Annotated in this window: 10 protein-coding genes; 3 read left to right on the top strand and 7 right to left on the bottom strand. The window is 71.5% G+C overall.

Going from position 1 to position 12,649, the window contains the following annotated elements; all coding sequences use genetic code 11:
• Positions 1-95: 95 nt before the first annotated feature.
• The 5 genes from sepH to ACQPWU_RS42060 all read right to left on the bottom strand — a co-directional run bounded on the left by sepH (position 96) and on the right by ACQPWU_RS42060 (position 7,157).
• Positions 96-2,729, bottom strand: a complete 2,634-nt coding sequence (gene sepH / locus ACQPWU_RS42080; RefSeq protein WP_433431253.1) for a septation protein SepH — start codon at positions 2,727-2,729, stop codon at positions 96-98.
• Positions 2,730-2,889: 160 nt separating this feature from the next.
• A complete protein-coding gene (locus tag ACQPWU_RS42075; protein WP_433431252.1) occupies positions 2,890-3,669 on the bottom strand; it encodes a protease inhibitor I9 family protein in 780 nt (259 codons plus the stop codon).
• 174 nt (positions 3,670-3,843) lie between these two features.
• Positions 3,844-5,151: a D-arabinono-1,4-lactone oxidase gene (locus ACQPWU_RS42070; protein WP_433431251.1), complete on the bottom strand. Its 1,308-nt coding sequence runs from the start codon at positions 5,149-5,151 to the stop codon at positions 3,844-3,846.
• 21 nt (positions 5,152-5,172) lie between these two features.
• Positions 5,173-5,889, bottom strand: a complete 717-nt coding sequence (locus tag ACQPWU_RS42065; RefSeq protein ID WP_433431250.1) for a polysaccharide deacetylase family protein — start codon at positions 5,887-5,889, stop codon at positions 5,173-5,175.
• Between the two features lie 65 nt (positions 5,890-5,954).
• The gene (locus ACQPWU_RS42060) at positions 5,955-7,157 is read right to left on the bottom strand and encodes an MFS transporter (RefSeq protein ID WP_433431249.1); all 1,203 of its coding nucleotides are present in this window, start codon (positions 7,155-7,157) and stop codon (positions 5,955-5,957) included.
• 93 nt (positions 7,158-7,250) lie between these two features.
• Here ACQPWU_RS42060 and ACQPWU_RS42055 point away from each other — a divergent pair, with 93 nt between their 5' ends.
• A complete protein-coding gene (locus tag ACQPWU_RS42055) occupies positions 7,251-8,429 on the top strand; it encodes a lytic murein transglycosylase (RefSeq protein WP_433431248.1) in 1,179 nt (392 codons plus the stop codon).
• On the opposite strand, the gene ACQPWU_RS42050 is transcribed toward ACQPWU_RS42055, so the two are convergent.
• Positions 8,420-9,370, bottom strand: coding sequence for a ferrochelatase (locus ACQPWU_RS42050; RefSeq protein WP_433431247.1), 951 nt, complete (start codon positions 9,368-9,370; stop codon positions 8,420-8,422). The two genes, ACQPWU_RS42055 and ACQPWU_RS42050, sit on opposite strands and share 10 nt — an antisense overlap.
• Before the next feature lie 174 nt (positions 9,371-9,544).
• On the opposite strand from ACQPWU_RS42050, the gene ACQPWU_RS42045 reads away from it, so the two are divergent.
• The gene (locus tag ACQPWU_RS42045) at positions 9,545-11,521 is read left to right on the top strand and encodes a prolyl oligopeptidase family serine peptidase (protein WP_433431246.1); all 1,977 of its coding nucleotides are present in this window, start codon (positions 9,545-9,547) and stop codon (positions 11,519-11,521) included.
• Positions 11,521-12,309, top strand: coding sequence for an inositol monophosphatase family protein (locus ACQPWU_RS42040; protein ID WP_433431245.1), 789 nt, complete (start codon positions 11,521-11,523; stop codon positions 12,307-12,309). Before ACQPWU_RS42045 ends, ACQPWU_RS42040 begins: the two co-directional genes overlap by 1 nt.
• Positions 12,310-12,393: 84 nt before the next feature.
• Here the strand turns inward: ACQPWU_RS42040 and ACQPWU_RS42035 are convergent, their stop codons facing one another.
• Positions 12,394-12,558 carry a hypothetical protein gene (locus ACQPWU_RS42035; RefSeq protein ID WP_433431244.1) on the bottom strand — a complete coding sequence of 55 codons (165 nt, stop codon included), beginning with the start codon at positions 12,556-12,558 and terminating at the stop codon, positions 12,394-12,396.
• Between the last annotated feature and the right edge of the window lie 91 nt (positions 12,559-12,649).

Genomic DNA, 12,649 nt, shown 5'->3' with positions numbered 1-12,649 from the left:
GATCAGCCCCGTGCGGCGGGTTCTGGTGATTGCCGTGGGCGGGTGCGGTAGGTCCGGGCGGCGGATCATGACGATCCGCCGCGTGCCGGGTGCCGTCAATCCTGGCGGCGAGCTCCGAACATGATCTCATCCCAGGTCGGGACCGAAGCTCTGCGTCCCCTCGAGCCCTTGCGCGCCTGACGGGCGGCCGGGGCGGGCGGCGGGGACGGCACGGGCACGGCAGGCTCTTCCTTGGACCCGTCCTTGGCCGAACGCGCAGCCGGGACCGCGGGCTTGGGCTTGGGCGCGGGCGCCGGAGGCTTGCTCTCCTCAGCCGGCGCGGCCTCCTGAGCAGACTCGCCCTCCTGGGCGGCCTCCTGAGCAGGCTTGGCCTCCTGAGCGGGCTGCTCGGACTGGGCCTCCGGTGCGGCAGGCCGGGTGACACTCTCAGGCTCCGGTGCGGCGGGCTCCTGGGCGCTCTCGACCTTCGCCGCGGCGGGCTCGGCGGCGCTGCTGCGCTCCACCTCCGGCGCGGCAGGCTGCGCGGCGCTCTCGGACTTCGGCGCGGCGCTGTCTGGCTGTGGCTTGGCGTCCGGTACGGCCTGGGCCGCCGCCTTCCCCTCCGGTGCGGTCGCCGCCGGCTCGGGGGAGGCCGCGTCCGCCACGACCTCCGCGGCCTTGGCCGTCTCGGCCTCCATGACACCAGGCGTCTGGGCGTCCATGGCGTCCGCCTTCTGAGCGTCTACGGCGTCTGCCTTCTGGGCGTCCGTGGCACCCGTCCTCTGGGCGTCCGCGGTGCCGGGCGTCTGAGCGTCCGCGGCGTTCGTCCTCTGGGCGTCCACGGCAGAGGGCGTCTGCGCGTCCGCGGCAGTGGGCGACGTGGCGTCCGCGCTGGCAGGCGCCTTGGCGTCCGAGGCGTCGGACGTGCCGGCCTCCGCGGTGGCGGTTGCCGCCGCGCCCGTTTCCGCCGATGCGGGCGTCGCGGTGCTGGACGATGTCGTGGAAGCCGGCCCCGTGGCGTCGCCGGATGCGGCGATGGGCGCGGCGGCGGACTCGGTGGCCGCCTCTGGTGTGGAGGGCGGCTCCACCGGGGAAGGCGAGTCCACCGGAACGGGTGCCTGCGCAGCGGCCGCCGGCTGGGCGGGCGATTCCACCTCGGCCGGCACCTGCGCCGCGACCTCGGGCCCCGCGGGCGAGTCTGCCGTGGCGATCGGCTGCCCCTGGACGGCGGCCTGATCCTGTGCCTGGGCGGTGGGCCGCGCCTCTGCGGCCGGCTGGACCGGGGCAGTGGGCTGCGCCTCCACGGCGGGCTGCACCCCCGCAGCGGGCTGCGCCTGGGAGGTGGGCTCCGCCTGGGAACTGGACTGCACCCCCGCGGCAGGCTGCACCTGCGTAGCGGGCTGCGCCTCTGCGGTGGGCTGCGCCTGCGTGGCGGGCTGGGCCTGGCGGGCGGGGTGCGCCTCCACGGCCGGCTGGACCGGGGCAGTGGGCTGCGCCTGCGTGGCGGGCTGGGCCTGGGCGGCGGGCTGGGCAGGAGGGTGCGCGGACGCGGGACCCTGCGCCTGCGCCGGGGCCTGTTCCCCGGCCGGGACCTGCTCATAGGCGGCCGTGTGCTCCCGGACGGGCGGCTCCTCGGCGGTGGGCGGCGGAGCCGTGCGGGAGTCCGGAAGCGGAGCCGGAGAGGTGGGCGCAGGGCTGGTGGCGGGAGAGTAGATCGGGTCCGTGTCGCGCTCGGCAGGACGGCCGGGGCCGAAGTCGGGCAGCCACGGCGAAGGCCCGCCGCGGCGGGACGAGGTGTCGCCGGGGCGGGCATAGCCGGTCTCACGCGCAGGCGGCTCCGGGCGGAAGGACTCGCGCGACGGCGGCTCGTGCCGCGGGCCGGCCTCCCTGGAAGGGTCCCGCCGGTCCTGGCGGGTGTCGGGCGCGTCGAAGGACGACTCGTCAGGGTCGCGCGGGGGAGCGGCGCGGTCGAAGGGGGGCGACGTGTCCTGGGTGCGGCCGTAGGAAGGCTCCGGTGACCTCGGCGGCGGGTTGTAGCCGACCGCGGGCTCCTCGGCGGCCTCGCGCCGCACCATCGAAGGGATGGAGGTGAGCGGCGGCACCGGCTGCAGCTTGGCCACCCGCGGCGTGAACGGCGTCACCGTGGTGTCCTCCACCACGGGCGGCTCGGGGTCGAAGTCGGCCGAGGACAGCCGCATGGCCTCGTCGTCGTGGGGCGTCACGTGCCGCTTGCGCGGGTCGAAGAGCCACTCGGCGTGGCGCGTGTGACCGTTCCACACGTAGCCGAGCTTGACCCGCCACAGGCCGTCGTCGCGCTTGGCGGAGTCCCAGTCGATCTCGTCCGTGGGCACGCCGCGCCTGGTCAGCCGCTCCGCCACGAGGTCACCCAGAGTGGGCCCGGGCGCCGACTCCCCGGGCATCCGTACGGCCACACGCTGTGCCTGCTGGGCCACGTACTCCCGCTCCTGCAACACCGGACCTTCAAACCAGCGGACACGCTCGACCGGGATCCCGGCGGTCGCGGCTATCTCCTCCGCCGTCTCTCCGGCGCGGATGCGTGCCTGGATCTCCTTGGGGCGCAACGGACTCTCCACTTCGATCTCGTACTGGCCGAGACGGGAGAAGTTGCCGCGGACGGCAGCACGGAGCCGGTCGTCCACGGGAAGCGTGAAGCGCGTACCTCGCCCGGCAGTAGCCAGCACGAGATAGGTGCCGTCCTCACTCACCGCGACGAGTCGGAGCTCCTGCATGCGAGTCCCTTCGTCAGCGTCGCCATTCTTCCCCCGGACCCTTGAGTCTCTCGCGTGTGCCGGTTGCCTGCCAGCACCGTACCCGGCATGTCCGAACATCGCCTTCCTGGGATACTCCCGGGACGGTGTGACGCCGGTCACATTTGTGGGATCCATCACTCTAGAGCCCGCCGTTGCGCATTTGGAGGCTAGAGGCCGCCGACGGGTTCTGGCGAATCGCGCCGCCCCGCACGACGGACACGCCCGAGCGGACCAGCGACCGTACGGCCGCGTCGAGCGCGGGGGAGCCGGAGCCGTCAAGGGACAGATTGGCGACGGACGCGCCGCGCGCGTGCCTGTGGATCCAGTCCAGCCCGGCCAGCACGTCGGCCAGCGTGCCCGAGCCGCCGCAGCCGAGCACCCGTACCGAGGCGATCCTGGCCCTGGGCGCCGCGGTGTGGACGCGCCGGGCGACCTCGGTGCCGTGGCCGAGGCAGTCGTGCCCGGTGCCACCGGTGGCGTCGAAGGCGCGCCAGGCCCGGTCGCCGAACTCGGCCCTGCCCGCGTCCACGCCGCTGTCCACGACGTAGAAAGTGGTGGCCGAGCGGGGGAGCGGGCGGGCCTTCCCGGCGGGCGCGGGGCGGATCTGGCGATCGGGCTCGATCGCGCGCACGCGCGGGTCGGCCTGGAGCTCGGCCAGCTCGGCAGCGGTGAGGAAGGTGGCGAAGCCGGGCAGCGCCGCGGTGTAGAAGCGCCGCACCCGCCACCTCACCTCGCCGACGAGATCGCGGGCGGCCACCCTGCTGCGCGCGGTGACGATGAAGGGCCGGGTGGGTTCTGAGGGGGCGGGGCGCAGGGCGAGTCCTGAGGCGGGCGTCATGGCGAGAGGTACGGCGGTCGTGGCGGCCGTGGCCACGGCCGCGGCGAGGTAAACGGAGGGCAGGCCGAGTCGTCGGGGCACGAGTTACGAGAATGCCCGCCACTCGGCTCGCAGGGATGCCGGGACACGTTTCCGAGGAAGCTTCTTTACCGAAGGCCCGCGGACCCAGAACCTTTGCCAGGTTTAGCACGCGCACAGTAACTACGCCTGCACGCAACGCAACCACAAGACGGTCGGGCCGGACGGTAGCCGGGTCTATGAAACGCCGAGCACCCGATCCAGGTATTCGTTGCCGAACACGCGCCCTGGGTCGAGCCGGTCGCGCAGAGCCGTGAAGTCCGCGAAGCGGGGATAGACCTTGCTCAGGTAGGAGGCGTCCCTGGTGTGCAGCTTCCCCCAGTGCGGCCGCCCGCCCAGCCGCGTCATGATCTCTTCCACGCCCTCGAAGTACGCGGGGTTCGGCGTCGGCCGGTAGATGTGGCAGGCGATGTACGCCGACGGCCGCCCGTACGCGGTGGACAGCCAGGCGTCGCTGGGCGGCGTGACCCGTACCTCCACCGGAAAGGTGATCTTCCAGTCCATCCGCTCGATCAGGTCCCGCGTCTCGCGCAGCGCCTGGGCGAGGTGCTCGCGCGGCACCGCGTACTCCATCTCGAGGAAGCGCACGTCCCGTCGCGCCGTGAAGATCTTGTACGACGTGTCGACCGATTCGGAGTCCCCGAGCGCCGCCGCGCTGACGGCGTTGATCCGCGGGATCAGGTCGGGGAAGCGGGCCCCGAGGGCGCAGGCCGCGCCGAAGACGGTGTTCTCCAGGAACACGTTGTCCAGCCAGTGCCTGAACGCGCTCGGCGGCCGGGCCGGGCCCGCGCTGCGGTTGTTGGTCTTGACCAGGCAGGCGTCGGTGTGCGGCAGCCAGAAGAAGTCGAGATGCTCGTTCTCGGAGGTCAGCGCGTCGAGGGAGCCGAGGATCTCGCCGAGCGGCAGCTCGCGCCGCCGGTTGTGCAGCAGGAACGCGGGCTCCACCCGGAATGCGACGGCCGTCAGCACTCCGAGCGCCCCCAGCCCGACCCTGGCCGCGTCGAACAGCTCCTCGCCCGGCCCGGCGGTGGCCACGGACCCGTCGGCCAGCACCAGCTCCAGCTCGGCGACCTGGTCCGCGAGGCCGCCGCTGTCGCGCCCGGTGCCGTGCGTGCCGGTCTGGATCGCGCCCGCGACGGTCTGCTCGGTGATGTCGCCCATGTTCGCCAGGGCCAGGCCGCGCTCGTCGAGCAGTTCGTTCAGCACGCGGAGCGGGGTGCCCGCCAGCACAGTCACGCGGTCGCCGGCCCATGACCTGATGCCGGTGAGCGCGCCGGGGCGCAGCATGATGCCGTCGGTGAGGGCCGCCCCGGTGAAGGAGTGGCCCGTGCCGACCATGCGGACCCGCCGCCCGGAGGCGGCGGCGTCTCGCACGGCGCTTACGACGTCCTCGACCGAGGCGGGCGTGCGCACCTCGGCGGGGGTGCACGACTGGTTACGCGCCCAGTTCGCGAACGTCACGAGCACCCCTCCAGAGGAGATCATTCAGTTAGACGCGAACGATACTCACTTCTCCCAGCCGGCGGGAACCGGGTAGATGTCGCCGGGCTTGAGTTCCTCGTTCGCGCCCTTGAGCACCTCGGACACCGTCACCAAGTGGTAGCCCTTCTTCTGCAGGGTCTTGATGAGGGAGGGCATGCCGTCGACGGTCTGCTTCACCCAGTCATGCATGAGGATGATGCCGTTGGGCTGGGCGACCTCGAGCGTCTTCTTCTGGATGGCCTCGACGTTCTTGGTCTTCCAGTCCTCCGAGCCGGCGGTCCAGAGGATCATCGGCATCCCGAACTCGGCGGCGATGTCCGAGACCTGCAGGTCGGCCATCCCGTACGGCGGACGCAGCAGCTTGGGCTCGACGCCCGCGGCCTTCTTCACCGCGTCCTGGGTCTTCTTGATCTCGTTCCTGATGGTCCCGGCCTCGGACTTGGTGAAGTCGGGGTGGCTGTAGCTGTGGTTGCCGAGCTCGTGGCCCTCGGCGGCCATGCGCTTGACGTAGGCGGGGCGGCTCTTGACGTACTGGCCCTCGAGGAAGAACGTCGCCTTCGCGTCGTACTTCTTCAGTGTGTCGAGCAGCGTCCCCGCGTACTGGCCCGGCCCGTCGTCGAAGGTCAGCGCGACGCACTTGACCTGGGTGCAGTCGACGGGCGCCTTCTTGGGCGTCTGTGCGAGGGCGGGTGCCGGGGCCAGCGTGACGCAAACTGCCGCGATGGCTAGAAGTGAATTCATTTGTCGGGACATAAGAATGCTTCCATTGTGATGGGTGTTGCGAGGGATGTCCCGACCGTAGCGGATCAGCTCTTCGCGGGTGAAGGAGCCTCGGGAAGTCTCAGCAAACCCGAACCTGCGACACCCACGACCGCGGCGAGGATCGCCGAGCCCCAGGAGAAGGCGTACGCGTTGGACGCGCCGAACGCCTCGGTCAGCCGCCCGCCCGCCCACGCGCCGATCGCCACGCCGAGACCGATCGAGGTCGAGATCCACGCCATGCCTTCGGTGAGCAGGGAAGGCGGCACCAGCCGCTCGGTCAGCGAGAAGCCCGTGATGAGCGTCGGCGAGATCGCGAAGCCGGCCAGGAAGAGCGCCACCGCCATGATCCGCATGTCGCCGATGAACATGATCGGCACCAGCCCCACGACGAACAACCCGAGCGTCCGCATGAACCGCCCGCGCAGCGAGATCTTCCAGTGCCTCGACCCGAACCACAGCCCCGACACCATCGACCCGCCCGCGAACGCGGCCAGCAGGAACCCGGCGGCACCCTTCGCGCCGTGCTCCTCCGCGAACGCCACCGTGATCAGGTCCACGGAGCCGAACACCGAGCCCAGCGCCAGGTCGACGCAGGCCAGCAGCGCGATGCCGGGGATCAGGATGGGCGTGCCGGCCGCCGACTTGACCGGCCGCACGGGCGGCTGGGTGCGCCGCTGAGCCGCCAGCGCCAGGCAGCCGAAGAGCATGCAGACCAGGGCCACGACCAGTCCCGCGTACGGGTTCACGGAGGTGGCCAGCACCGTGACCAGCGCCGGCCCGGTGACGAAGATGACCTCGTCCACCACGGACTCGAAGGCGAACGCGGTGTGCAGCTTGCTCGATCCGCCGTGGATGACCGACCAACGGGCCCGTACCATCGAGCCGACGGACATCGAAGAGGCGCCGACGAGCAGGCCTGAGGCGTACAGCGTCCAGTCGGGCAACCTGAGCCCGGCGCAGAACATCAGCGAGACCAGCGCGAGCGCGTTGACGACGGAGAACGGCGGGATGACCTTGCCCTGCCCGAACCTGTCCACGAGCCGGCTCGACAGGGGAGCGGCGATGGCGAAGGCCACGTTGGTCATGGCGGCGACCCCGCCCGCAGTGGCGTATGACGTGGTGAGCGTGGAGATCAGCAGCACGACCCCGATACCCAGCATGGACATCGGCATGCGGCCGAAGAAACCCGCCAGCACGAACCCCTTGACGCCGGACCCGTCGAACAGCCCCCGGTAAGGCCCGACCACGCCATTTCCTCCTTACTTGTGCGAGCTAACCATTGCGCACCGTATGTCCGGAGGGCAACTGATTTATCGGCCGCGTGGGTTAACGTGTCCCGCGTGTCCGGTCTTCCCTCGTTTCGTGCGGTCATGCTCATGGTCATCGCCGTGCTCGCGGTCACGGCCGCGGCCGGCGGAATCGTCGTGATCATGGGCGATGACCTGGTCAAAACCGCGCAGGAACCCGTACGCAGGCAGGCTTCACCGCGACAGCAGCAACCGGCTCCCCGCCTCGACCAGCTCGTGCCCACGGCGCAGCCGGTCAAGGAGTTCGGCAAGGGCGGCGCCGGGGTCACCGTGACCCCGCCGCGCGTGCTGGCCATCGCCGCGGGCACCGTGCCCAAGAAGACCAGGTTCTCCCTCGGCGCGCTCACGCACGTGCAGAAGGTGATCGTGGTGGACGCGGGCGCGGTCAAGGTGTCGGGCACCGCGCTCAACCTGCTGGCCGTCGATCCCGCCGACTTCCGCTCCTGGACGCCGCAGCCGGTCGCCGACCAGCCCGCCGTGTGGAGCGCGCTGGCCAGGGGGGAGTTGGTGGCCGACGCGGGCTCGATGCGCAAATTCGGGATGATCCTGGGCGCCATGTACCAGGTGGACGGCGGGCCCAGGCTGCGGGTCGCGGCCTCGGCCACGCTCGGGCTCACGGGCGTGGACGGACTGGTCAGCGCGGACCTGGGCAAGGCGCTGGGGTTCGTGCCCGGGGTCGCGGTGCTGCTGCACGGCAAGGCCGGCAAGATCAGCGAGGCGGGGGTGCGCAAGCTGCTCGGCAAGGGCTCGCAGGTCGTCATGCTGGACGCGGCGCACCGTACCACCACCCCCAGGCAGCAGCAGAAGCCGCAGACCACGGTGAACGTGGGCCGCCCCGGCAGCTACCTGGACCTGTACAAGGCCGCGGCCACCCGCTGCCCCGGGCTGTCGTGGACGGTGCTGGCGGCCATCGGGCAGGTGGAGAGCAGCCACGGGCGCAACAACGGCCCGTCCAGCGCGGGCGCGCTCGGGCCCATGCAGTTCATGCCCGCGACGTGGAAGCACTACGGCGTGGACGGCGACGGCGACGGCAAGACGGACATCTGGAGCCCGTACGACGCGGTGCCGGGCGCGGCCAACTACCTGTGCGCCAACGGCGCGGGCCAGGGCGGCGAGAAGTTACGCAAGGCGATCTGGTTCTACAACCACTCGTGGGACTACGTGAACAAGGTCATGGGCATCGCCGAGGGGTACGCGCGGACCTACGCCTGAGGACGTCTGCGGGGCGCAGGGCAGCACGTCAGCGCGCACGGGACGGGCTCCGGCTCGCCCATCAGCTCGCGCACCATCTGGACGAAGCGTGGGTGCGTGCCCGCCGTCGCCGCCCGCTCCAAGGGAAGTCCCAGCTCGGCGGCCACCTGCCTGGCCTCGGTGTCGAGGTCGTAGACGACCTCCATGTGGTCGGAGACGAACCCGATCGGCACCAGCACCACCGAGCGGGCGTCCGTCTTGCGCAGGAAGTCGCAGACGTCCGGCTCCAGCCACGGCACCTGCGGCGGGCCGCTGCGTGACTGCCAGACCAGGTCCCACGGCTCGGTACGGCCGAGCGCCTGGCTGACCAGCTCGGCGCTCCTGCGGAGCTGCGTCTCGTACAGGCCGCCCGACGGCCCGGCGGTCTCGGCCATGGAGACGGGGATGCTGTGGGCGGTGAACACCAGCCGGGCGTCGTCGCGGCCGAGCCGCTCCAGCGCCGCCCGCGTGTGGTCGGCCATCGCGGCCACGAACCCCGGGTGGTCGCCGAAGTGCCGCATCTTGACCAGCTCGGGGCCGCCGTCGACGGAGATCCTGGCGATGTCCTCGTAGTACTGGCGGCAGCTCGAGTAGCCCGCGAACGCCGACGTCGCGAACACGGCCGCCTTCCTGACCCCGTCGTCCTTCATCCGGCGCACGGTGTCCTCGCCGAACGGGTGCCAGTTGCGGTTGCCCCAGTAGACCGGCACGCCCGCCACCGGGCGCAGCGCCTCGACCAGCTCGCGATTCTGCCGGTTGATCGGGCTGACCCCGCCGAAGCCCTGGTAGTGCTCGGCCACCTCGAGCAGCCGCTCCCGCGGCACACCCCGGCCGCGCACCACGTTCTCCAGGAACGGGATCACGTCGTCGGGACCCTCGGGCCCGCCGAACGACAGGACGAGCAACGCGTCGTAATTTCCCACGTGACAAACTCTATTCGCGCGAGGGCGCGCCGCCGCCTGGACTGAGGAGCGCAGGGAGCGTAGCGACCGGAGTGACGAGGGAAGGCGGCGGCTCCCCAGCGACCGAGCCGCCTCCACGGAGTGGAGGCCATGGGTACGTGCGGGCGGTCCTTGTGGCGCGGTAGGTTCGATTGAGTGAGCGCATTCAATGACATACGCGACTATGTGGCCATCCCCCGTGTTCTCTCGCTGAGGCTCTCGCCCGACGGCTCCAGGCTGATCTCGACGGTCCAGTCACTCAACCCCGACGGCAAGTCCTTCGGCACCGCGCTCTGGGCGATCCCGGTCGACGGCGAGCCGTACCGGCTGACCCGCTCCGCGAAGGGCGAGTCCGCCGCGGTCTTCACGGACGCCGGCGACGTGCTGTTCACCTCCGCCCGCCCCGACCCCACCGTCAAGGACGCCACCGACGAGGTGCCCTCGCTCTGGCTGCTGCCCCGTGCGGGCGGTGAGGCCCGCCAGGTGGCCACTCGCCCGGGCGGGATCGGCGCGGTCCGTACGGTCGGCGACATCGTCGTGTTCTCCGCTGATGTGCTCGACGGCGAGGAGGCCGCCGAGGAGGGCAAGCGCAAGGCCCGCAAGGACGCCGGGATCAGCGCCGTCCTGCACGAGGGCTACCCGGTCCGCTACTGGGACCACGACCTCGGTCCGGGCCGCACCAGGCTGTTCGCCGCCAGGCTCGGCGCCGACCGCCTGGAGGACGTGCGCGACCTCACCCCCGACGCGGGCGAGGCGCTGCGCGACGCCGCGTTCGAGCTGACCCCGGACGGCACCACGGTCATCACGACCTGGCGCACCTACCTGCCGAAGGGTGAACACCGCACCGACCTGGTGGCCGTCGACGTGGCCTCGGGCGAGCGGCGCACCGTGCTCTCCGAGGACCGTTACGACTACACCCAGCCCATCGCGATCTCGCCCGACGGCGCCAAGATCGCCTGCTCGCGCGAGCGGTTCACCGGGCTGGACGTCTCGGTGCGCGTGGAGCTGTGGATCGCCGACCTCGCCACCGGCGAGGGCCGCGCGTACGCGCCCGATCTGTTCCCCGCGGACATCGAGTGGGCTCCGGACTCCTCGGCCGTCTACATCGTGGCCGACCACCAGGGCCGCCGCCCGATCTTCCGCGTCCCTTTGGACGGTGAGGCGACCAGGCTCACCCAGGACGACGCCGCCTACGCCGGACTCAATGTCTCCTCCGACGGCAACGTCGTCTACGCCCTGCGCAGCGCCGTCGACCTAGCGCCCGGCCCGGCCAGGATCGACGTCGCCACCGGCGAGATCACCGACCTGCCCTCGCCCGCGCCGCGCCCCGAGGTGCCCGGCACGCTGACCGAGATCTCCGCCACCGCCGACGACGGCGCCACGATCCGCGGCTGGCTCGCGCTGCCCGAGGGCGCCTCCGCCGACGAGCCCGCGCCTTTCCTGCTGTGGATCCACGGCGGCCCTGTGGCGTCGTGGAACGACTGGCAGTGGCGCTGGCAGGTGTGGCTCATGACCCAGCGCGGGTACGCCGTACTCATGCCGGACCCGTGCCTGTCCACCGGCTACGGACAGGAGATGATCGACCGCGGCTGGGGCAACTGGGGCCCGCGCACCCAGGCCGACCTCGACGCGATCGTCGACGTGGCCCTGGCCAGGGACGACATCGACAGCGAGCGCATCGGCGCGATGGGCGGCTCGTACGGCGGCTACATGGCCAACTGGCTCGCCGGCCACAGCGACCGCTACAAGGCCATCGTCACCCACGCGTCCCTGTGGAACCTCGACCAGTTCGCCGGCACCACCGACGCCTCCATGTACTGGCAGCGCGAGTTCGGCGAGCCCGGCTCCGAGCGGTACGCACTGCTGTCGCCGCACCACTCCCTCGGCAATATCACCACCCCGCTGCTCGTCATCCACGGCGACAAGGACTACCGCGTCCCGATCGGCGAGGCCCTGCGGCTCTGGTGGGACCTGCAGCGCACGGAGGTCGAGTCGAAGTTCCTGTACTTCCCCGACGAGAACCACTGGATCCTCAAGCCGGGCAACGCCGTCGCCTGGTACGAGACCGTGTTCGCGTTCCTCGCCCAGCACGTGCTCGGGCAGGAATGGAAGCGCCCGGACTCGGTGGCCTGATGACGGATTTCCTGCGACTGGCCGAGGACATCGCACGCGAGGCGGGCGACATGCTGCTCGCCAAGCGGCCCACGATGTCCGAGGAGGTCGAGACCAAGTCCAGCCCCACCGATGTGGTCACGGCGCTCGACACGGCCTCGGAGGAGCTCATCCGTGAGCGCATCCTGGCCGCCAGGCCCGATGACAGGATCCTCGGCGAGGAAGGTGGAGAGGAGCCCGGCGAGTCGGACGTGCGCTGGATCGTCGACCCGATCGACGGCACCGTCAACTTCCTGTACGGCCTGCCCGACTGGGCGGTGTCGATAGCCGTCGAGGTGAACGGCCGGGTCGTGGCCGGTGTCGTCAACGTGCCGGCGCGCGGCGAGATCTACACGGCCGCGCTCGGCGAGGGCTCCTGGCTCGGCGCGGAGCGGCTGCGCTGCAACACGGGCGTGCCGCTCGCGCAGGCGTTGGTGGCGACCGGGTTCGGTTACTCGGTGGCCAAGCGCACGGTCCAGGGCCAGGTGGTGGCGGAGGTGCTGCCCCGGGTACGCGACATCAGGCGCGGCGGCTCGTGCGCGATCGACCTGTGCTCACTCGCGGCCGGCCGCGTGGACGCCTACTACGAGCGCGGCATCAACCCGTGGGACTTCTCCGCGGCGGGCCTGGTGGCGACCGAGGCGGGCGCCAGGCTCGGCGGCCTGCACGGCAAGCCGGTCGGCCCGGACTTCGCGCTGTGCGCGGCACCCGGGCTCTTCGAGGAGCTGCACGACCTCCTGGCGCCGCTCGACCCCGAACGGGACGCCTGACCCGCCGTAGGGGAGGCGACGCTTCGTTCGCCCGGTGAGACGCGAAACGGCCGGAGCCCCGGGGCTCCGGCCGTTTCCGCGTGGCTAACGGGGCAACGGGACGCCGTGATCGTCGGCCAGCCGCCGCAGGTCCTCGATCTCGGCGGTGAGTGTGTCGGCGAGGTAGTCGTCGCCGATGCTGCGGGCCTCCCGAAGGCCCTTATAAGCCTGGTCGAGGCGGTGTTCGATCGTGGTCGTGAACTCGCCCATCTCACCTACTCTCTGTGGTCCGATCCGTGCTTGGGGTGGAGTACGCCCATTGCCGGGTGATGGTGTCCCGCAGGCATACCCCGGCTTGTCG

The sequence above is a fragment of the Nonomuraea sp. CA-141351 genome (genome assembly GCF_050944675.1).
GTDB lineage: Bacteria > Actinomycetota > Actinomycetes > Streptosporangiales > Streptosporangiaceae > Nonomuraea.
The sequence above is the reverse complement of the archived record's forward strand: the minus strand, read 5'-3'. Positions and strand labels throughout refer to the sequence as shown.